This window comes from Variovorax sp. PBL-E5 (assembly GCF_901827185.1).
Classification (GTDB): Bacteria; Pseudomonadota; Gammaproteobacteria; order Burkholderiales; family Burkholderiaceae_C; genus Variovorax.
Genome location: NZ_LR594671.1, coordinates 2,452,636 through 2,472,854 on the forward strand (window position 1 = coordinate 2,452,636; position 20,219 = coordinate 2,472,854).

General features: G+C 66.6%; 17 protein-coding genes and 3 tRNA genes. 13 read left to right on the forward strand and 7 right to left on the reverse strand.

Going from position 1 to position 20,219, the window contains the following annotated elements; all coding sequences use genetic code 11:
- The first annotated feature begins 75 nt into the window (after nt 1-75).
- From lon to WDLP6_RS11990, 6 genes are all read left to right on the forward strand, one after another.
- Nucleotides 76-2,517, forward strand: a complete 2,442-nt coding sequence (gene lon / locus WDLP6_RS11965) for an endopeptidase La (protein ID WP_162592519.1) — start codon at nt 76-78, stop codon at nt 2,515-2,517.
- A gap of 54 nt (nt 2,518-2,571) precedes the next feature.
- Nucleotides 2,572-2,647, forward strand: a tRNA-Gly gene (locus WDLP6_RS11970).
- Nucleotides 2,648-2,702: 55 nt separating this feature from the next.
- Nucleotides 2,703-2,776 (forward strand) — tRNA-Cys (locus WDLP6_RS11975).
- 86 nt (nt 2,777-2,862) lie between these two features.
- Nucleotides 2,863-2,955 (forward strand) — tRNA-Leu (locus tag WDLP6_RS11980).
- A 22-nt stretch (nt 2,956-2,977) separates the two neighbouring features.
- Nucleotides 2,978-3,610 carry a DUF6806 family protein gene (locus tag WDLP6_RS11985; RefSeq protein WP_162567308.1) on the forward strand — a complete coding sequence of 211 codons (633 nt, stop codon included), beginning with the start codon at nt 2,978-2,980 and terminating at the stop codon, nt 3,608-3,610.
- Between the two features lie 165 nt (nt 3,611-3,775).
- Nucleotides 3,776-5,083 (forward strand): MFS transporter, encoded by a 1,308-nt coding sequence (locus WDLP6_RS11990; RefSeq protein ID WP_162592520.1) that lies wholly within the window; start codon nt 3,776-3,778, stop codon nt 5,081-5,083.
- Nucleotides 5,084-5,107: 24 nt separating this feature from the next.
- Here the strand turns inward: WDLP6_RS11990 and WDLP6_RS11995 are convergent, their stop codons facing one another.
- The 4 genes from WDLP6_RS11995 to WDLP6_RS12010 all read right to left on the reverse strand — a co-directional run bounded on the left by WDLP6_RS11995 (nt 5,108) and on the right by WDLP6_RS12010 (nt 9,322).
- Nucleotides 5,108-5,869 carry a hypothetical protein gene (locus WDLP6_RS11995; RefSeq protein ID WP_162592521.1) on the reverse strand — a complete coding sequence of 254 codons (762 nt, stop codon included), beginning with the start codon at nt 5,867-5,869 and terminating at the stop codon, nt 5,108-5,110.
- Between the two features lie 8 nt (nt 5,870-5,877).
- Nucleotides 5,878-6,735, reverse strand: a complete 858-nt coding sequence (murI, locus tag WDLP6_RS12000) for a glutamate racemase (RefSeq protein WP_232077042.1) — start codon at nt 6,733-6,735, stop codon at nt 5,878-5,880.
- Nucleotides 6,732-8,282, reverse strand: a complete 1,551-nt coding sequence (locus WDLP6_RS12005) for a fumarate hydratase (RefSeq protein ID WP_162592522.1) — start codon at nt 8,280-8,282, stop codon at nt 6,732-6,734. Before WDLP6_RS12005 ends, murI begins: the two co-directional genes overlap by 4 nt.
- A 62-nt stretch (nt 8,283-8,344) precedes the next feature.
- On the reverse strand, nt 8,345-9,322 hold the full coding sequence (locus WDLP6_RS12010) for a JmjC domain-containing protein (protein ID WP_162592523.1): 978 nt from the start codon (nt 9,320-9,322) through the stop codon (nt 8,345-8,347).
- A 272-nt stretch (nt 9,323-9,594) separates the two neighbouring features.
- On the opposite strand from WDLP6_RS12010, the gene fumC reads away from it, so the two are divergent.
- Complete coding sequence (gene fumC, locus WDLP6_RS12015; RefSeq protein ID WP_162592524.1) at nt 9,595-10,992, forward strand: class II fumarate hydratase; 1,398 nt, start codon at nt 9,595-9,597, stop codon at nt 10,990-10,992.
- A gap of 15 nt (nt 10,993-11,007) precedes the next feature.
- Here the strand turns inward: fumC and WDLP6_RS12020 are convergent, their stop codons facing one another.
- Nucleotides 11,008-11,622 carry a YqhA family protein gene (locus WDLP6_RS12020; RefSeq protein ID WP_162592525.1) on the reverse strand — a complete coding sequence of 205 codons (615 nt, stop codon included), beginning with the start codon at nt 11,620-11,622 and terminating at the stop codon, nt 11,008-11,010.
- A gap of 161 nt (nt 11,623-11,783) precedes the next feature.
- Between WDLP6_RS12020 and acs the strand changes: the two genes are divergently transcribed.
- Both acs and WDLP6_RS12030 read left to right on the forward strand, forming a co-directional pair.
- On the forward strand, nt 11,784-13,781 hold the full coding sequence (gene acs / locus WDLP6_RS12025; RefSeq protein ID WP_162592526.1) for an acetate--CoA ligase: 1,998 nt from the start codon (nt 11,784-11,786) through the stop codon (nt 13,779-13,781).
- Between the two features lie 170 nt (nt 13,782-13,951).
- On the forward strand, nt 13,952-14,458 hold the full coding sequence (locus tag WDLP6_RS12030; RefSeq protein ID WP_162592527.1) for a LapA family protein: 507 nt from the start codon (nt 13,952-13,954) through the stop codon (nt 14,456-14,458).
- Nucleotides 14,459-14,464: 6 nt separating this feature from the next.
- On the opposite strand, the gene WDLP6_RS12035 is transcribed toward WDLP6_RS12030, so the two are convergent.
- On the reverse strand, nt 14,465-14,770 hold the full coding sequence (locus WDLP6_RS12035; protein ID WP_162567326.1) for a c-type cytochrome: 306 nt from the start codon (nt 14,768-14,770) through the stop codon (nt 14,465-14,467).
- A gap of 104 nt (nt 14,771-14,874) precedes the next feature.
- Between WDLP6_RS12035 and WDLP6_RS12040 the strand changes: the two genes are divergently transcribed.
- On the forward strand, nt 14,875-15,135 hold the full coding sequence (locus tag WDLP6_RS12040; protein ID WP_162567328.1) for a TIGR04438 family Trp-rich protein: 261 nt from the start codon (nt 14,875-14,877) through the stop codon (nt 15,133-15,135).
- Nucleotides 15,136-15,151: 16 nt separating this feature from the next.
- On the opposite strand, the gene ilvD is transcribed toward WDLP6_RS12040, so the two are convergent.
- Nucleotides 15,152-16,846 (reverse strand): dihydroxy-acid dehydratase, encoded by a 1,695-nt coding sequence (gene ilvD / locus WDLP6_RS12045; protein ID WP_162567330.1) that lies wholly within the window; start codon nt 16,844-16,846, stop codon nt 15,152-15,154.
- Nucleotides 16,847-16,944: 98 nt separating this feature from the next.
- Here ilvD and WDLP6_RS12050 point away from each other — a divergent pair, with 98 nt between their 5' ends.
- From WDLP6_RS12050 to WDLP6_RS12060, 3 genes are read left to right on the forward strand one after another with little or no spacing between them, the layout of a single operon-like run.
- On the forward strand, nt 16,945-17,898 hold the full coding sequence (locus WDLP6_RS12050) for a LysR family transcriptional regulator (protein ID WP_162592528.1): 954 nt from the start codon (nt 16,945-16,947) through the stop codon (nt 17,896-17,898).
- An 8-nt stretch (nt 17,899-17,906) separates the two neighbouring features.
- Nucleotides 17,907-18,734, forward strand: a complete 828-nt coding sequence (lgt, locus tag WDLP6_RS12055) for a prolipoprotein diacylglyceryl transferase (protein WP_162592529.1) — start codon at nt 17,907-17,909, stop codon at nt 18,732-18,734.
- Between the two features lie 5 nt (nt 18,735-18,739).
- Nucleotides 18,740-20,209 carry a malonyl-CoA decarboxylase domain-containing protein gene (locus tag WDLP6_RS12060; RefSeq protein WP_162592530.1) on the forward strand — a complete coding sequence of 490 codons (1,470 nt, stop codon included), beginning with the start codon at nt 18,740-18,742 and terminating at the stop codon, nt 20,207-20,209.
- The last annotated feature ends 10 nt before the right edge of the window (nt 20,210-20,219 follow it).

Sequence of the window (20,219 nt, forward strand, 5' to 3'; positions counted from 1 at the left end):
CGGCGAATACCGTGTCCGCAGGCTTGAAAAGCGCGCGCGGCCAACCATCTTTCCATGATCAAGTAAAGGATTTCCATGTCCGGTCATACCCCCCTGCCTGCCGACGAACTCGATCTGCCGCTGCTTCCGCTGCGCGATGTGGTCGTGTTTCCCCACATGGTCATTCCGCTGTTCGTGGGCCGCCCCAAGAGCATCAAGGCGCTCGAACTCGCGATGGAAGCGGAGCGCCGCATCATGCTGGTGGCACAAAAGGCTGCTGCCAAGGACGAGCCCTCGGTCGAGGACATGTTCGAGGTCGGCTGCATCTCCACGATCCTGCAGATGCTGAAGCTGCCCGACGGCACCGTGAAGGTGCTGGTCGAAGGCCAGCAGCGCGCGCGCGTCAACCGCATCGACGACGGCGAGACCCATTTCTCGGCCAACGTGACGCCGGTCGAGATCGTCGACGCCGCGGCCCAGAAGGGCACCGAGATCGAGGCACTGCGCCGTGCCGTGATGCAGCAGTTCGACCAGTACGTCAAGCTCAACAAGAAGATCCCGCCCGAGATTCTGACCTCGATCTCCAGCATCGACGATCCGGGCCGGCTCGCGGACACCATCGCGGCACACCTGCCGCTCAAGCTCGACAACAAGCAGGCGGTGCTCGACCTGGACGACATCAAGGCACGCTTGGAGAACCTGTTCGGCCAGCTCGAACGTGAGGTCGACATCCTCAACGTCGACAAGAAGATCCGCGGCCGCGTGAAGCGCCAGATGGAGAAGAACCAGCGCGACTTCTACCTCAACGAGCAGGTCAAGGCGATCCAGAAGGAACTCGGCGAAGGCGAGGAGGGCGCGGACATCGAGGAGATCGAGAAAAAGATCAAGCTCGCCAAGATGCCCAAGGAAGCGCTCAAGAAGGCCGAGGGCGAGCTCAAGAAGCTCAAGCTGATGTCGCCGATGTCGGCCGAGGCCACGGTGGTGCGCAACTACCTCGACGTGCTCATCGGCCTGCCGTGGAGCAAGAAGACCAAGATCAAGCACGACCTCGCGAATGCCGAGGCAGTGCTCAACGAGGACCACTATGGCCTCGAGAAGGTCAAGGACCGGATCCTCGAATACCTCGCGGTTCAGCAACGCGTCGATAAGGTGAAGGCGCCGATCCTGTGCCTCGTCGGGCCTCCGGGCGTCGGCAAGACCTCGCTCGGGCAGTCGATCGCCAAGGCGACCGGCCGCAAGTACACGCGCATGGCGCTGGGCGGCATGCGCGACGAGGCCGAGATCCGCGGCCACCGCCGCACCTACATCGGCGCGCTGCCGGGCAAGGTGCTGCAGAGCCTCAACAAGGTCGGCACGCGCAATCCGCTGTTCCTGCTCGACGAGATCGACAAGCTGGGCACCGATTTCCGCGGCGACCCGTCGAGCGCGCTGCTCGAAGTGCTCGATCCGGAACAGAACCACACCTTCGGCGACCACTACGTCGAGGTCGACTTCGACCTCAGCGACGTGATGTTCGTCGCCACCTCGAACTCGATGAACATCCCGCCGGCGCTGCTCGACCGGATGGAAGTCATCCGTCTCGCGGGCTACACCGAGGACGAGAAGACCCACATCGCGCTGAAGTACCTGCTGCCCAAGCAGATGAAGAACAACGGCGTGAAGGAAGAAGAGCTGCTCATCACCGAAGCGGCGGTGCGCGACATCGTGCGTTACTACACGCGCGAAGCCGGCGTGCGCTCGCTCGAGCGCGAGCTGTCCAAGATCTGCCGCAAGGTGGTCAAGGGCCTGCTGCTCAAGAAGATGGAACCCAAGGTGACCGTCGATGGTGCCAACCTCAACGACTTCCTCGGCGTGCGCAAGTACAGCTTCGGCCTGGCCGAAAAGCAGAACCAGGTGGGCCAGGTGGTCGGCCTCGCATGGACCGAAGTCGGTGGCGACCTGCTGACCATCGAAGCCGTGACGATGCCCGGCAAGGGCGTGATCAGCCGCACCGGTTCGCTCGGCGACGTGATGAAGGAATCGGTCGAGGCCGCACGCACGGTGGTGCGCAGCCGCGCACGGCGCCTGGGCATCAAGGACGAGGTGTTCGAGAAGCGCGACATCCACATCCACGTGCCCGACGGCGCGACGCCCAAGGACGGCCCGAGCGCGGGCGCCGCGATGACGACGGCCTTCGTGTCGGCGCTCACCGGCATCCCGGTGCGCAGCGACGTGGCGATGACCGGCGAGATCACCTTGCGCGGCGAAGTCACGGCGATCGGCGGCCTGAAGGAGAAGCTGCTGGCTGCATTGCGCGGCGGCATCAAGACCGTGCTGATCCCTGAAGAGAATGCCAAGGACCTGCAGGACATTCCCGAGAACGTGAAGAACGGCCTCGAGATCGTCCCCGTGAAGTGGATCGACAAGGTGCTCGAGATCGCGCTCGAGAAAATGCCCACGCCGCTGTCCGACGAAGAGGTGGCCGCATCCGCGGCTGCGGTCGCGGAGCTGGCCAAGCAGCGCGCGCCGCAACCCGTCGAAGGGCCGGTCAAACATTGAGCATCGAGAGTTGCGGGAGCCCGAAAAACTGCTATATAATTCGAGGCTCGAAACGCGGGAATAGCTCAGTTGGTAGAGCGCAACCTTGCCAAGGTTGAGGTCGAGAGTTCGAGACTCTTTTCCCGCTCCAGTTTTGAAAAAGGGAAGCTCAGGCTTCCCTTTTTTTCGCGAGTTCAAAGCAGCGTGGCGCGATAGCAAAGCGGTTATGCAACGGATTGCAAATCCGTCTAGCCCGGTTCGACTCCGGGTCGCGCCTCCACCCTACATGACCCTCATCGAACAGCTCCGCCAACCTTCGTTGTCGGAGCTGCTTTTGTTTGGGGTATCGTCGATATCCGACCCGACGCCCGGATGGTGAAATTGGTAGACACATCGGACTTAAAATCCGCCGCTTCCTGCATAAGGGGCGTACCGGTTCGACCCCGGTTCCGGGCACCACCACATCACAAGGGAGCAAGACATGCCTCGCTACAACGCTCCGTTTGAAATCCACGTGCATGGCGACGTGCCGCTGCGTTCCGACGTGAGCTTCGACCAGATCCAGGAGGCGCTCGGGCCGCTCTGGAAATATGCCGGCGCCAAGTCGCTGGCCGACGGCGCGACCAGCGTCTACGAAGAAGAGCCCGGCATCCGCTTCGAGCAGAAGGAGCACATGCTCCAGATCTGCTGGACGGTTGCCGGCGACGACGATTTCCGTCAGGCGCTCGACGAGATGTGCATGGCACTCAACGAACTCTCGGAGCAGGGTGCGGCCCTCGAGGTCACCTTCTACGACACCGACTTCGACGAGGAAGAGGGCGACCCCGACGAAGAATCGCGCGACGATTTCCTGATGCTGTTCGTCGGCCCCAATCCGGCCGCGATCATGCAGGTGCAGCGCGACCTGCTGGTCGAGGATGTCGTCAGCCTCATGGAGCGCCATTTCGACGGCGCCGAGCTCGGTGGCGTGGTCGCCGAGATCGACAAGCTGTTCGGAGACCGCTTCGACGCGCTGGTGAATTCGCTCGAGATCGGCAAGCGCCCGCGCGGTGGCACCGGCGGTGCGGGCAGCGGCGGCCATGGCGGCGGTCGTCGTCCTCGGCATCTTCATTAGCCTCCCGGCTTTTCACTGCGCTTCGCTTCGTGTAATTCGCCACCTCCCGAGGAGGGGACCCCGCCTGCGGCCTGGCATAGCCAGTTCCGCGGCGCGTGCCTGGAATGCGCTGGGTCCACTTCGTGCTCCGCTATGCTCGCGGCGGTTCTTGTCTGGAGACGTCGCGTGGCCCTTTTTCCCCAATCCGCTTTGCAGCCGGGCGTGCGCAAGCGCGAGGTCTTCGGCTGGGCCATGTACGACTTCGCCAACTCGGGCTACACCACGGTGGTCATCACGGCGGTGTTCGCTGCCTATTTCGTCGGCGGCATTGCGAAGGGTGCGCCCTGGGGGCCTTTCGCTTGGACGGTGGCGCTCAGCATTTCGTACGCGATCGTGATGTTCACGATGCCGGCCATCGGGGCCTGGGCCGATTTGCATGCGGCCAAGAAGCGCGTGCTGGCGATGGCGACGACGGGTTGCGTCGCGGGTACCGCGGCGCTCGCGCTCACGTCCGATATCGGCGGCATGTCTGCGGTCGCACTGGCGATGGCGCTGGTCATCGTCTCCAACACCTTCTACTCCTACGGCGAATCGCTGACGGGCGCCTTCCTGCCCGAACTCGCGACGGCCGAAGGCATGGGCAAGGTCAGCGGCTGGGGATGGGCGTTCGGCTATCTCGGCGGCATGCTGGCGCTCGGCCTCTGCCTGGCCTACGTGCTCTGGGCGCAGGCCCGCGGTCTGCCGGCTGCGCATTTCGTGCCGGTCACTATGCTGATCACCGCGGCGATCTACGGTGTCGCGGCTTGTGCCACCTTTGCGCTGCTGCCCGAGCGCGCGGTGCCGCAGGCTGCCGCCGGGCGGCAAGGCGCGTGGCAGCAGCTCGGTGCCACTTTTCGCGAAGCGCGCGCCTACCGCGACTTCATGTGGCTGCTGGCCTGCACGGTCTGCTACCAGGGCGGCGTGGCGGTGGCAATCACGCTGGCCGCGATCTATGCCGAGCAGGTGATCGGCTTCGTCGCCAGCGAGACCATGATGCTGATCTTCGTGCTCAACATCGCGGCAGCGCTGGGCGCCTTCGGCTTCGGCTACCTGCAGGACCGGCTCGGCCACAAGCCCTCGCTGGCGGGCACGCTGGTGGCCTGGATCGTCGTGTGCGTGATTGCTGCATCGGTCAGCACCAAGGGCGGCTTCTGGTGGGCTGCGACGATCGCCGGGCTGGCCATGGGCTCGAGCCAGTCGGCGGGTCGAGCGATGACGGGCGTTCTGGCGCCGCCGCGGCAACTCGCCGAGTTCTTCGGGCTCTGGACCTTCGCCACCCGGCTGGCCAGCATCGTCGGGCCGCTGAGCTACGGCGCGATCACTTGGGCGACGGGCGGCAACCAGCGCATCGCGATCCTCGCGACCAGCGTGCTGTTTGTCGGCGGTCTCGCATTGCTGCTGCCGATCGACCTGCAGCGAGGCCGCGCCGCGGCATTGCGCCGCGAGAATGCCTGAGCCGAAGGGCGCGCCGCCGACCGCTCAATCCGCGGCGACGTTCCCGGACGCGCGGTAGCTCTTGCCGTTGTAGCGCAGCATCGTCGACTTGAATTTCGCCGGCCTGTCCTGCGTCACGCATTCCTCGCCCTGCAGGATGGAGCGGCTCTCCGAGCGCGTCTCGCGCACGTTCAGGTCGGCCAGGCCGTTGCTCGTGCTGCGCGCGAGCGCAAGGCTGCTGTGGACGGTCTCGAAATTGCCTTCGCAGCTGGTGTCCCATGCGCCCAGCTCCATGACGGTCTCGAACTTGTCCAGGACCTTGACGAGCCGCTGCCCCTGCGGCAGATACAGCGTGAGCGTCTCGTTCGAATAGGGATGATCGCGCGACGAGCCCTGGTGGAGGATGCGCAGCCCGAAAGCCCGCGCATCCGGCGCCAGCACGTAGCGCGCGGTGTCGACCTTGATCGCGCTGATGCGCACGGCGTCTTCGGTCAGTGCCGCTTCCTCGAAGAGCCGGCTGACGATCTTCGCCCGGTCGGTGTTGCCGTTGTCGGCCTGCTGAACGACCAGCACGTCGAGATCGAATTCGCTCGCGTCGGGGCGCGATGACGGCCGTGGCAGGGGCAGCACCACAATGAACCGGCCCGGCAAGCCGCGCCAGGGCTCGCACACGGCGCGTTCGTGGTCGAGCTGGCGCTGGGGGTGGAGCTTGGCATGCATGCGCTCTGCAAGGCCGGTGTCGCAGGCTGCATGGCCGGCGATGCAGAAGGTGGCGAGAAGACCGGCGACGAAAGGGTAGCGGCGCATGCGATGGATCACGCGGAGGTCGGAACGAGGGCGGATGCCCGCGTGGCGCAGCGGAACGGACGGTCGAGCCAGCGCGCACCTGCGGTGTCGAGCGATTCCGGCGCGCCGCTGCAGACCAGCGTCACGCTGCCGTCCGGTCCTTCATCGTTCAGGCGATGGCCCGCGGCGAGCAGCCGCCGCGTCTGCTGCGCGACCGGCGCCCCGGTATCGATGAAACGCACCGTGTCGCCGGTGCAGCGGCGCAGCGCGTCGGCGATGAAAGGGTAGTGCGTGCAGCCCAGCACCAGCGTGTCGATCTGCCCTGGCTCGGTGCCGAAGCGGCCTGCCGCGCCGAGATACCGTTCGCACAGCGCCGCGATCTGCGCCGCGTCGGAACGCTCGATCGCACCCGCGAGGCCATCGCAGGGCACGATGCTGAAGTGCGCCTGGCTGGCCAGCGATGCGTGCAGCGCCTCGAACTTGCGGCTCTCCAGCGTCACGCGCGTCGCGATGACGGCGATGCGCCCGGTCCGGCTGATCGCCACTGCCGGCTTGAGCGCGGGTTCGACTCCGATCAGCGGCAAGCTCGGGTGATCGGCGCGCAGCCGATGGATCGCGGCGGCCGTCGCCGTGTTGCAGGCGACCACCAGCGCCTTGATGCGATGCGCTTCGAGCAGGTAGCGCGTGACCTCGAGGCTGCGCTGCGTGACGTAGGCATCGCTGCGCTCACCGTAGGGCGCATGGTCCGTGTCCGCGAAGTACACGAAGTGCTCGCGCGGCAGTTCGCTTCGCAGCGCGTTGAGCACGCTCAGGCCGCCCACGCCGCTGTCGAACACGCCGATCGGCAGAGCGGCGTTCGTCCGATCGCCGATCGGCACGATGCTCAAGCCGGTTCCAGCGCGATGGTCTTGAACTCGCCGCTCGCGATGCGCTTTTGCCACTCGGCCGGCCCGGTGATGTGCGCGCTGGTGCCGCCGGCATCGACCGCGACCGTGACCGGCATGTCGACCACGTCGAACTCGTAAATCGCTTCCATGCCGAGGTCCGCGAAGCCGACCACGCGGGCCGTCTTGATCGCCTTGCTCACGAGGTAGGCCGCGCCGCCGACCGCCATCAGGTAGGCGCTTTTGTGCTTCTTGATCGCCTCGATCGCGACCGGGCCGCGCTCGGCCTTGCCGATCATCGCGATCAGGCCGGTCTGTGCGAGCATCATCTCGGTGAAGCCGTCCATGCGCGTGGCAGTGGTCGGGCCGGCCGGGCCCACGGCCTCGTCCCTGACCGGGTCGACCGGGCCGACGTAGTAGATCACGCGGTGGGTGAAGTCCACCGGCAGCTTCTCGCCCTTGGCCAGCATGTCGGCGATGCGCTTGTGCGCGGCGTCGCGGCCGGTCAGCATCTTGCCGTTGAGCAGCAGCGTGTCGCCCGGCTTCCAGCTTGCGACTTCGGCCGGCGTGAGCTTGTCGAGGTCGACGCGCTTGCTCTTGTCGTAGTCGGGCGCCCAGTCGATCTTGGGCCAGAGGTCGAGCGACGGCGCCTCGAGGTACACCGGCCCCGAGCCGTCGAGCACGAAGTGGGCATGCCGGGTGGCTGCGCAGTTCGGGATCATCGCCACCGGCTTGCTGGCGGCATGCGTCGGATACATCTTGATCTTGACGTCGAGCACGGTCGAGAGTCCGCCCAGCCCCTGCGCGCCGATGCCGAGCGCGTTGACCTTCTCGTAGAGCTCGATGCGCAGGGCCTCGACCTTCGTCAACTCGGCGCCCGATGCCTTCTTGGCCTGCAGCTCGTGCATGTCCAGGTCGTCCATCAGGCTTTCCTTGGCGAGCAGGGCGGCCTTCTCGGCCGTGCCGCCGATGCCGATGCCCAGCATGCCCGGCGGGCACCAGCCGGCGCCCATGGTGGGCACGGTCTTGAGCACCCAGTCGACCACGCTGTCGCCCGGGTTCAGCATCACCAGCTTGCTCTTGTTCTCGCTGCCGCCGCCCTTGGCTGCGACCGTCACTTCGACGGTGTTGCCGGGCACGATCTCGGTGAAGATCACGGCCGGCGTGTTGTCCTTGGTGTTCTTGCGGTCGAACTGCGGATCGGCCACGACCGAGGCGCGCAGCGTGTTGTCCGGATGGTTGTAGCCGCGGCGCACGCCTTCGTTGATGGCGTCGTCCAGGCTGCCGGTGAAGCCGGCCCAGCGCACGTCCATGCCGACCTTCAGGAACACGTTGACGATGCCGGTGTCCTGGCAGATCGGGCGGTGCCCGGTCGCGCTCATCTTGCTGTTGGTGAGGATCTGCGCCATCGCGTCCTTGGCCGCGGGACTCTGCTCGCGTTCATAGGCTTTGGCCAGGTGAGCGATGTAGTCGGTCGGGTGGTAGTAGCTGATGTACTGCAGCGCAGCTGCGACCGACTCGATCAGGTCGGCCTGTTGAATGGTGGTCATGGGCGTGGAGCGGTTGTTTTGCCGCTCCAATTATCGTCTGCGCCCGGCTTCGGGCGCCGCCGTCAGTAGGAGCCGGGCGGCGGCGGCAACGCGCTGCGGCCGCGCAACGGGGCCAGCACGGTCTTGGCCATCTGGCGCGAAACGCCGATCAATTGGCCCAGCGGCGCCTTCAGCGCATCGATCGGGCGCGACATCCCGGGATAGGTGGGCGCCATGCCCAGACTCCTGCGCAACAGACGGTTCACCTGGTGCACGCGCGCAGTGCGGCGCGTGGCGTCCGTGTAGAAATTGACGCCGAAGGACACCGAGACACCGTCGCCCGGCCGCACCCAGTCGCGCTCCGAGCGCGTGGTGTGCGGGGAGGTGCTCGGAAAATACACGCCATCGCCCGGCCCGACGTCGAACTCGTGGCTGCGCGCTCGCAGCTCTTCCTTGAACTTCACCTTCGAGGCGTTGTGGGCCACGATGTAGTCCTCGACGACGTCGGCCGCCACGGTGACCCGGTCGGTGTGGGGCCACACGTTCATGGTCTTGCGCCCGTGCAACTGCAGCCAGAAATTGTTCTCGCGATCGATGTGGAAGGGTGTCACCGAGGGCGGTGCCGAAATGAAGATGAATCCGGTCTCCAGGAAGGTCCTGCCCTGATCGCGCCGGATCATGGGGCGGACCGTGTCGAGGATCTCGGTGAGCAGCGCCTGGTAGCGCGGAATCGATTCGACGTTGTAGAGCGCGACCCAGGAGCCCGCCTCCTGGATGCGGCGAAACACCTCGTCGATGCCGAGCCCGTCGGGATGCGTGGGGTCATGGTGGAAGTTCGACGCCTGGGTGATGCCTGGCTTGACGAAGCGGCATTGGCGCAACGGCACGAGATCATGGGCGAGCCGCTCGAGCTCGTCGAGCTGCAGCAGCGGATGTTCGTGGAAGTTGTGGTGAAGGCGGCCGATCGCCAGGGTGGTGAACGCCTGGGCATCGTCGGCCCAGACGCGGCACGCCGGGCGAGCCTGCGCGGTTGCCACGGTGCTGTTTTCATCCATTCTCATCGCTCGCTCCGATAGCCGGGTCTCTGGCCGGCCTAATCCAAAATGATAAATAGAATGGGTCAATAAATGAGTACTAAATGTCACGTTTCCGGCCTATATCGAAAGCGGGACGCGATGCTTGCCGAAGGGGCCGGCCTTTGCGCTGCGGCGGCAGCCTCCAAGGGAAAACGCTTGTTCGGGAAGGGTGTTCCCGTTCGCGGCGATACTGGCCCGTCATCCGGTGCGTGCGCGTCGCACCCGCACTCTTTTCTTGCTGGCAGCGGAGCATTTTCATGACGACACCCCTCAAGAGCCGCGTCGAGCGCGACACCTTCGGTCCGATCGAGGTGCCGGCCGACAAACTGTGGGGCGCGCAGACGCAACGCTCGCTGCAGAACTTCGACATCTCGGGTGAACAGCAACCGCGCGAGATCATCCGGGCGCTGGCACAGGTCAAGCGGGCATCGGCCGTGGTGAATCACGCACTCGGGCTTCAGGACGAGAAGAAGACGAAGGCCATCGTCGCGGCCGCCGACGAGGTCATCGCCGGCCAGCATCCCGGCGAGTTTCCGCTGGTGGTCTGGCAGACCGGCTCGGGCACGCAGACCAACATGAACGTGAACGAGGTGCTGGCCAACCGCGCGAGCGAGCTGCTGGGCGGCGAGCGCGGCGAAGCGCGGCGGGTGCATCCCAACGACGACGTGAACCGCAGCCAGTCGTCGAACGACGTCTTCCCGACCGCGATGCACGTGGCCGCGGTCGATGCGATCACCCACCGGCTGCTGCCGGCGATCGCGAAGCTGCGCGCCACGCTCGAGAAGAAATCGAAGGACTTCGCGGACATCGTCAAGATCGGCCGCACGCACCTGCAGGATGCAACGCCCCTCACGCTCGGCCAGGAATTCTCGGGCTATGCTGCGCAGCTGACGCATGGCGAGGCGCACGTGCGCGCCGCGCTGCCGCACCTGTGCGAGCTCGCGCTCGGCGGCACGGCGGTGGGCACCGGCCTCAACGCGCCCAAGGGCTATGCCGAGCAGGTCGCGGCCGAGCTGGCCCGGCTCACCGGCCTGCCTTTCGTCACCGCGCCCAACAAGTTCGAGGCCATGGCTTCGGTCGATGCGCTGGTGCATGCGCATGGCGCGCTCAAGACGCTGGCCGCCAGCATGAACAAGATCGCCAACGACGTGCGCTGGCTGGCCAGCGGCCCGCGCAGCGGCATCGGCGAGCTCAGCATCCCGGAGAACGAGCCGGGTTCCTCGATCATGCCGGGCAAGGTCAATCCGACCCAGAGCGAGGCGGTCACGATGCTGGCGGCGCAGGTGTTCGGCAACGACGTCGCGATCAACATCGGCGGCGCTTCCGGCAACTTCGAGCTCAATGTGTTCCGCCCGATGGTGGCGCACAACTTCCTGCAAAGCGTGCGCCTGCTGGCCGACGGCATGACGAGCTTCAACGACCACTGCGCGGTCGGCATCGAGCCGAACCGCGAACGCATCGCCGAGCTGGTGCAGCGCTCGCTGATGCTGGTGACCGCGCTCAACACGCACATCGGCTACGACAAGGCGGCCTTCATTGCCAAGAAGGCGCACAAGGAAGGCACCAGCCTGCGCGAGGCCGCGATCGCCTCGGGGCACCTCGCGGCGGAACAGTTCGACGCCTGGGTGGTGCCGGAGGCGATGACCGGACGCTGAGCCCGCGGTGCGTCTTCAGTGGGCGTCGGGCGGCCTGGCCATCAGCCGGTCCGTGACCGCGATGGCCATGGCCGAGAGCAGGAAGGTGATGTGGATCGCGGTCTGCGCGATCAGCACGCGATCGGTGTAGTTGTCCGCGTTGATGAAGGTCTTCAGCAGGTGGATCGAGCTGATGCCGATGATGGCCGTCGCCAGCTTGACCTTGAGCACCGAGGCGTTCACGTGGCTCAGCCATTCGGGCTGGTCGCGGTGGCCTTCGAGGTCCATGCGGCTCACGAAGGTCTCGTAGCCGCCGACGATCACCATGATCAGCAGGTTGGAGATCATCACCACGTCAATCAGCGCCAGCACCACCAGCATGATCACCGTCTCGTTGAGCGTGGTGATCGGTGCCGTGGTCTTGTAGCCGATGCTGGTGATCAGTGCTTCGAGCGCCCCCTTGCTGCCGAACGCTGCCTGTACCAGGTGGGCCAGCTCGACCAGGAAGTGCACCACGTACACGGCCTGCGCGACGATCAGGCCGAGGTACAGCGGCAGCTGCAGCCAGCGGCTGGCGAAGATCAGGTTCGGCAGCGGTCGCAGCGGCTGGGTCCTGCCGCTGATCACGGCGAATGGATCGGGATTCGACATTGGGAAGTGGGTTGGGCAAGCGAGGGGAAGCGCGCGATTCTAGGATGCCCGCGCCGCCTTCCACAGCACAGCCCTGCCGTTAACATGTTCGCGTCAGTGACGCGTAAGTGCGCCCGCCGACATTAGCGCCCGTCATACCGTTGGCATAGGAGACAGAGAGAATGAGCAGCGCATCCAAGAACATCGAATCCATCCTGGTGGAGACCCGTGTGTTTCCGCCGGACGCGCGCGCCATGAAGGGCGCACGCATCGCCGGCATGGCCGCCTACGAGGCCCTGTGCAAGGAAGCCGCCGACGACTTCGAAGGCTTCTGGGCGCGCCTGGCGCGCGACAACGTCGCGTGGACCAAGCCCTTCACCAAGACCCTCGACGAATCCAGGGCCCCGTTCTACCGATGGTTCGACGACGGCGAACTCAACGCCAGCGCCAACTGCCTGGACAAGCACATCGGCACCCCGGTGGAGAACCGCACCGCCATCATCTTCGAAGCCGACGACGGCGCCGTCACCCGCTTCACCTACAAGGAACTGCTCGCGCGCGTCTCGCAGTTCGCCAACGCACTCAAGGCCCAGGGCATCAAAAAGGGCGACCGCGTCGTCATCTACATGCCCATGACCGTCGAAGGCGTCATCGCCATGCAAGCCTGCGCGCGCATCGGCGCCACCCACAGCGTCGTCTTCGGCGGCTTCTCCGCCAAGGCCCTGCAAGAGCGCATCATCGACGCCGGCGCCGTGGCCGTCATCACCGCCAACTACCAGCTGCGCGGCGGCAAGGAACTGCCCCTCAAGGCGGTGGTCGACGACGGCATCGCGCTGGGCGGCTGCGAGTCGATCAAGTCGGTGCTCGTCTACCAGCGCACCCAGACGCCGTGCCACATGGTCGCCGGCCGCGACCAGACCTTCGACCAGGCGCTGCAGGGCCAGAGCACCGAATGCGCCCCCGTGCCCGTCGGTGCCGAGCACCCCCTCTTCATCCTCTACACCTCCGGCTCCACCGGCAAGCCCAAGGGCGTGCAGCATTCCACCGGCGGCTACCTCCTGTGGGCCAAGCTCACCATGGACTGGACCTTCGACATCCGTGCCGAGGACGTGTTCTGGTGCACCGCCGACATCGGCTGGGTCACCGGCCACACCTACGTCGCCTACGGCCCGCTGGCCGCCGGCGCCACGCAGCTCATGTTCGAAGGCATCCCCACCTTCCCGCATGCCGGGCGCTTCTGGCAGATGATCGAGAAACACAAAGTCTCCGTCTTCTACACCGCGCCCACGGCCATCCGCTCGCTCATCAAGGCCGCCGAATCCGACGAGAAAGTCCATCCGAAGAACTGGGACCTGTCCAGCCTGCGCATCCTCGGCTCCGTGGGCGAGCCCATCAACCCCGAAGCCTGGATGTGGTACCACCGGAACGTCGGGCGCGAGCAATGCCCCATCGTCGACACCTTCTGGCAGACCGAGACCGGCGGCCACGTCATCACGCCGCTGCCCGGCGCCACGCCGCTGGTGCCCGGCTCCTGCACGCTGCCGCTGCCCGGCATCATGGCCGCGATCGTCGACGAGACCGGCCGCGACATCCCCAACGGCGCCGGCGGCATGCTGGTCATCAAGCGGCCCTGGCCGGCGATGATCCGCACCATCTGGAACGACCCGGAGCGCTTCAGGAAGAGCTACTTCCCCGAAGAGATGGGCGGCACCATTTACCTGGCAGGCGACGGCGCGGTGCGCAGCGCCGACCGCGGCTACTTCCGCATCACCGGGCGCATCGACGACGTGCTGAACGTCTCGGGCCATCGTCTGGGCACGATGGAGATCGAATCGGCGCTGGTGTCCAAGACCGACCTGGTGGCCGAGGCCGCGGTGGTGGGGCGCCCGGACGACGTGACGGGCGAGGCGGTGTGCGCGTTCGTGGTGTTGAAGCGCGGACGGCCAGATGGCGAGGAGGCCCGGCAGATCGCGGCCGACCTGCGCGCCTGGGTGGCCAAGGAGATCGGCCCGATCGCCAAGCCCCGCGACATCCGCTTCGGCGAGAACCTGCCCAAGACGCGCAGCGGCAAGATCATGCGCCGGCTGCTGCGCAGCATCGCCAAGGGCGAGGCCATCACGCAGGACACTTCGACGCTGGAGAATCCGGCCATCCTCGAGCAACTGGGCCAAGCGTACTGAGCACACCCTCAGGCTTGCTCACTTCGTGTAGCCGCCAACCCCCTTGCAGGGGGCAACACCTGCAGCCCGGCTGAGCCGGATCTGCGGTGTTTCCGGAATGGGCTCCTTCGTCTGACAGGCTGGGTGGCGCGGATGGGTTACAAAGGCCCATCGATGCTCGAGGAGAGACCATGGGATTGAGAACTGGTGTGCTGGCAGTCGTCGTGCTGCTGATCGCGGCGCTGGCCGCGCTGAACTGGAGCGTGCTCGCGGCGCCCACGGTGATGTCCTTGGGCTTCATGCAGGTGACCGCGCCGCTGGGTCTGATCATGCTCGGGCTGACGGCGCTGCTGGCGATCTTCTTCGCGGCCTACGTCGTCTACCTGCACAGCACGGTGTTCTTCGAGTCGCGCCGCCACACGAAGGAATTGCAGGCCCAGCGCGATCTGGCCGATCGGGCCGAAGCCTCGCGCTTCACCGAGCTGCGCAACTTTCTCGAGAGCCAGGAGAACGCCCACATGGCCCGCAATGCCGAACGCCATGCCGCCCTGCTGGCGCGCGTGGAACAGCTCGAGAACGCGATCCGCCTGCGTGCCGACCAGACCGACAACACGGTCGCTGCCCACCTCGGGCAGCTGGAAGACCGCTTCGAGCGCAGGCCGGCGAGCTCCGCGGCCGTGATGCCGCCGGCGGTCTGAGCGCCGCTATTTGGTCGACAGCACCCAGGCCGCGAGCTTCTTCGCCTCGGCTTCGTTGACCTGGTTGTTGGCCGGCATCGGCACCGGCCCCCAGACGCCGGAGCCGCCCTTCATGATCTTGGCGGCGAGCAGGTCGACGGCGCCCTTGTTGTCCTTGTATTTCGCCGCCACGTCCTTGAAGGAAGGCCCGAGCACCTTGCGATCGACCGCATGACAGCTCATGCAGTTCTTCGAACTGGCGAGGGCGAGGTCGGCGAACGCCGGGACGGCGATGCCGAGGCCCAGCGCGGCGAGGATGAGCGCTTTTTTCATGGGGTTGCGTGGCGTGGGTGGGTTAAAGTCGATCCAACGCGATTGTAGGCAGCGCTGTGCGCGGCCGCCTCGACGCGTCCCTGAAGAAAAAGGAGGGATCCGCGATGTGGTTTCTGCTGCTGGGCGTGCTGGGGATGGTGCTCAAATATTTCGAGGTCGGCTTTGTCGGCAGGCTCAGCTGGTGGGTCGTGCTGATTCCCTTCGGGCTCGCGATGGTGTGGTGGGCCTACGCGGACATGTCGGGCTACACCAAACGCAAGGTCATCGAAAAGGAAAACGCGCGCAAGCAGGAGCGCATCGATCGCCAGCGCAGCGCGCTCGGCATGCTGAACGGCCGCTCCAACCGCCGCCGCGGCGGCCGCTGAGCGGCTCGGCAGCGGCTCAGTACTTGTCGAGCACTGCGCCCGAGCTCGCGCTCGATGCGTTGAACGCGAACTTGGCCTGCACGCCGCGCGTGTAGCGCGGGGCCGGTGCCTTCCAGGCCGCGCGGCGCTTCGCGATCTCGGCTTCCGGCACGTTGAGTTCCAGTTTGAGTTCGTGCGCGTCGATGGTGATGGAATCGCCCTCGTGCACGAAAGCGATGGTGCCGCCGGCCGCCGCTTCGGGCGCCACGTGGCCGACCACCATGCCCCAGGTGCCGCCCGAGAAGCGGCCGTCGGTGATCAAGCCCACGCTTTCGCCGAGGCCGGCGCCGATCAGCGCGCCGGTGGGCGCCAGCATCTCGGGCATGCCGGGGCCGCCCTTGGGGCCGAGGTAGCGCAGCACCATCACGTCGCCGGCCACGATCTTGCCGTCGAGGATCGCCTTGAGCGCCGATTGCTCGTCGTCGAACACGCGCGCCGGGCCGGTAATGACCGGGTTTTTGAGTCCAGTGATCTTGGCGACCGCGCCTTCGGGCGAGAGGTTGCCCTTGAGGATCGCCAGATGGCCTTCGGCGTACATCGGCTTGCCGATCGGACGGATCACGTCCTGGTCGGCGCGCGGCGCGTCGGGCACGTCCTTCAGCACTTCGGCGATGGTCTGGCCGGTGATGGTGATGCAGTCGCCGTGCAGCAGGCCGGCATTCAGCAGCACCTTCATGACCTGCGGAATGCCGCCGGCCTGGTGCAGGTCGACCGCGAGGTACTTGCCGCTGGGCTTCAGGTCGCACAGCACCGGCACCTTCTTGCGCATGCGCTCGAAATCGTCGATCGACCATTCCACCTCCGCCGCATGTGCGATGGCCAGGAAATGCAGCACCGCGTTGGTCGAGCCGCCGGTGGCCATGATCACGGCCACGGCGTTCTCGATCGCCTTCTTCGTCACGATGTCGCGCGGCTTGAGGTCCTTCTTGATCGCCTCGATCAGCACCTTGGCCGACTCCTTGGCCGAGTTGGCCTTCTCGTCGTGCGGATTGGCCATGGTCGACGAATAGGGCAGCGAGATGCCGAGCGCCTCGAAGGCCGAGCTCATGGTGTTGGCCGTGTACATGCCGCCGCAGGAGCCGGTGCCCGGGATCGCGCGCATCTCGATCTCGCGCAGTTCCTCGTCGCTCATCTTGCCGGCGGCGTTCTGGCCGACCGCCTCGAACACGCTGACGATGTTCAGGTCCTGGCCCTTGTACCTGCCCGGCAGGATGGTGCCGCCGTAGACGTAGATGGCCGGCACGTTGGCGCGCAGCATGCCCATCAGGCCGCCGGGCATGTTCTTGTCGCAGCCGCCGACCACCAGCACGCCGTCCATCCACTGGCCGCCGACGCAGGTCTCGATGCAGTCGGAGATCACCTCGCGGCTGACCAGCGAGTACTTCATGCCCTCGGTGCCCATCGCCATGCCGTCCGAGATGGTGGGCGTGCCGAACACCTGCGCGTTGCCGCCGGCTTCCTCGATGCCGGCGATCGCCGCGTCGGCCAGCTTCTGCAGGCCCGAGTTGCAGGGCGTGATGGTGCTGTGGCCGTTGGCCACGCCGACCATCGGCTTCTTGAAGTCGCCTTCCTGGTAGCCCATCGCGTAGAACATCGAGCGGTTGGGTGCGCGGCTCTTGCCTTCGACGATGTTGGCGCTGCGGCGGTTGATCTGGATCGGTGAAGTGGCCATGGTGTCTCTTGTCGGGGGGAATCGGGGGAAGCCAAGTATCCGACGATTGACTGATTGCTTCCAATCCGATTTGGACGGCCGATTGATATGCTGTGCATATGAAGGAAAACCCCATCGACCTGCGTGCCTGGCGCCAGTTCGTCGCCGTGGCCGAGGAACTGCACTTCGGCCGCGCCGCCGCCCGCCTGCACCTGACCCAGCCACCCGTGACGCAGGCCATCGCGCAGATGGAAAGAACGCTGGGCGTGATGCTGTTCGACCGCACGCGCCGCCGCGTGGCGCTGACGCCGGCCGGCGAGGCGCTGTTGCCGGAAGTGCGCGAACTGCTCGCTCGCGCGCAGGCGCTGCCGGCCCGGGCGCGGGCCGCCGCGGCGGGCGAGGTCGGCCGCGTGCGCCTGGCCTTCGTCTCGACCATCGGCTTCGAGCGCCTGCCGGCGTGGGTGCGCGAGTTCCGCCTGCATTGCCCGCAGGTCGCGCTCGAATTGGTCGAGGCCACCGGCGACGTGCAGCTCGAAGCCTTCTCGCGCGGCGAGATCGACGCCGGCCTGATGCTGCATTCGCCCGGCTTCGCACCGCCCGGCCTCGAGCGCCTCGCCGTGGCGCAGGAGCGGTTGGTGCTGGCGCTGCCGGCAAAGCATCCGCTGGCGCGGGTCGAGAAAGTGCCGCTGGCCGCCGCGCTGGCCGAGCCGCTGGTGATCTTTCCGCGGCGCATCGTGCCCTCGCTGCACGATGCGATCTTCGGCCTCTACCACGCGGCCGGCCGTGCGCCCGTGATCGCGCAGGAGGCGATCCAGATGCAGACCATCGTCAACCTGGTCTGGGGCGGCCTCGGCATCGCCTGGGTGCCGGAGAGCGTCATGCAATTCCGCCGCGCCGGCGTGGTCTATCGTGCGGCCAGCGAATTCGCGCCGGCCGGGCGCCGCCGTACCGCCGCGCCGCTGCCGGGCTGCGAGACCAGCCTGGTCTGGCCGAGCCGTGCGGACAACGCGGCGCTTGCGCGCTTCGTCCGATTCGTCGAGGACCAAGGGCTCTCGCATCCGTTGGCACAATAGCTCTCCATATGATCATGTATCCCCAGATCAATCCGGTTGCCTTGCAACTGGGTCCGATCGCCGTCCATTGGTATGGCCTGACCTATCTGGTCGGCTTCGCACTGTTCTACTTTCTCGGCACGCGGCGGCTGCGGCACGAGCCGTTCCGCTCTCTGGCCGGGCCGCAGGCCTGGAGCCGCAAGGACGTGGAGGACATTCTCTTTCTCGGCGTGATGGGCACGATCATCGGCGGCCGGCTCGGCTACTGCCTGTTCTACAAGCCGGGCTTCTACCTCACGCATCCTCTGGAGATTTTCTTCGTCTGGCAGGGCGGCATGAGCTTCCACGGCGGGCTGCTCGGCGTGATCGGATCGATGGTGTATTTCGCGCACTCGCGTTCGCGGCGCTTCTGGCAGGTGATGGACTTCGTCGCGCCCTGCGTGCCGACCGGCCTGGCGGCGGGCCGGGTCGGCAATTTCATCAACGGCGAACTCTGGGGCCGCTTCTGCAGCCCGGATCTGCCCTGGGGCATGGTGTTCCCGCAGAGCGGATCGATGCAGCCGCGCCATCCGTCGCAGATCTACCAGTTCCTGCTCGAAGGGCTGTTGCTGTTCACCATCCTTTGGCTCTATGCGCGCAAGGATCGGCGCGAGCGCCGCGTGTCGGCAGTGTTCCTGATCGGCTACGGGCTGATGCGCTTCATCGCCGAGTATTTCCGCGAGCCGGACGACTTCCTCGGCCTGCTCGCGCTCAACATGAGCATGGGCCAGTGGCTCTGCGTGCCGATGATCGTGTTCGGTGTCTGGCTCTATGCCAGCGCGCGGCCGGCGCGTGCCGCGATGCCGGCGCGCGGCTGATCGTCATGGCCGCCGGCGACTGGATCACGCGCGGTGTCTCGCGCCTCAAGACGGCCGGCGACGCGGCCGTCAAGTCGACGGCCGCGGCCGGCATCAAGAAGGCGGGTGACGCCAAGACCGCACTCTTCGGGGATGCGCGTCCGCTCGCCGAACGGCTCGAGGCCACATTGCGTCGCCCCGGCGAGGCGATGGCGCCGCGCACGCTGCGGCGCGCGCTGGCCGAACTGCAGGCGGTGCTCGATCCGAGCGTGAGCGATGTCGAGGCCGGCCGGCGCGCGCATGCGGTCGTGCAGTGGTATGCCGGGCGCGATCCTGGCGAGCGGCACGATGTGTGGCTCTTGATGAGCGAGCGCTTCGCGCCCGATGCGCGCAAGCTCAGCAGCGCGCGCGACAAGCACGAAGCCGCGGCCGGCACGCCCGACGAAGGCCAGGCCGAGGTGCATCTGCGCCGCGCGCTGGCCGCGCCGCGCGCGCGCCTCTTGCAGCGCTTCGCGATCGATCCCGACGGCATGCGCTTCCTGGTCGACCTGCGCGCCGAACTGCTGCCGCATCTCAGGAACGACCGCCGCCTGCTGCCGCTCGATGCCGAGCTCGAACACCTGTTCTCGACCTGGTTCGACGTCGCCTTCCTCGATCTGCGCCGCATCAGCTGGGACTCGCCGGCCTCGCTGATCGAAAAGCTCATCCAGTACGAGGCGGTGCACGACATCAAGAGCTGGGCCGACGTCAAGAACCGGCTCGACAGCGACCGCCGCTGCTACGGCTTCTTCCATCCGCGCCTGCCCGACACGCCGCTGATCTTCGTCGAGGTGGCGCTGGTCAACCGCATCAGCGAGGGCATCGAGCCGCTGCTCGATGAAGCGGCGGCCTTGGTGCAGCCCGACAAGGCCAGCACCGCGATCTTCTATTCGATCAGCAACACGCAGACCGGCCTGCGTGGCGTGAGCTTCGGCGATTCGCTGATCAAGCGTGTGGTCGAGACCTTGCAGGGCGAGCTGCCGCGTCTGAAAGTTTTCGCGACGCTATCGCCGATCCCGGGTTTCCGCGGCTGGCTGGCCAAGCATGCGGGCACGTTGCTCGCGAAGCTCGACGAGAAGCGCGCCGCCGAACTCGGTCGCGTGCTCGGCTCGCTGCCGCCGACGGCAGAGCGCTTCCTGTCGGCGGCCGAAGAGGCCAGGACGCTCGATGCCAAGTCGCCGGTGCGGCAGCTGCTGCTGCAGTCGGCGGCCGAATACCTCGGCCGCGCCACTGCCGACGGCAAGCCGGTAGATCCGGTGGCGCGCTTCCATCTCGGCAACGGCGCGCGCGTCGAGAAGCTCGACTGGGCCGGCGACCTGTCGGCCAAGGGGCTGAAGCAATCCTACGGGCTGATGGTCAACTATCTCTACGATCTGAAGCGGCTCGACAAGCACCGCGCGCTGCTGGCGCAGGGCAAGGTGGCGGTGTCGGGCGACATCGACGGTCTCTTTCTCTAGGCTTTCGCTT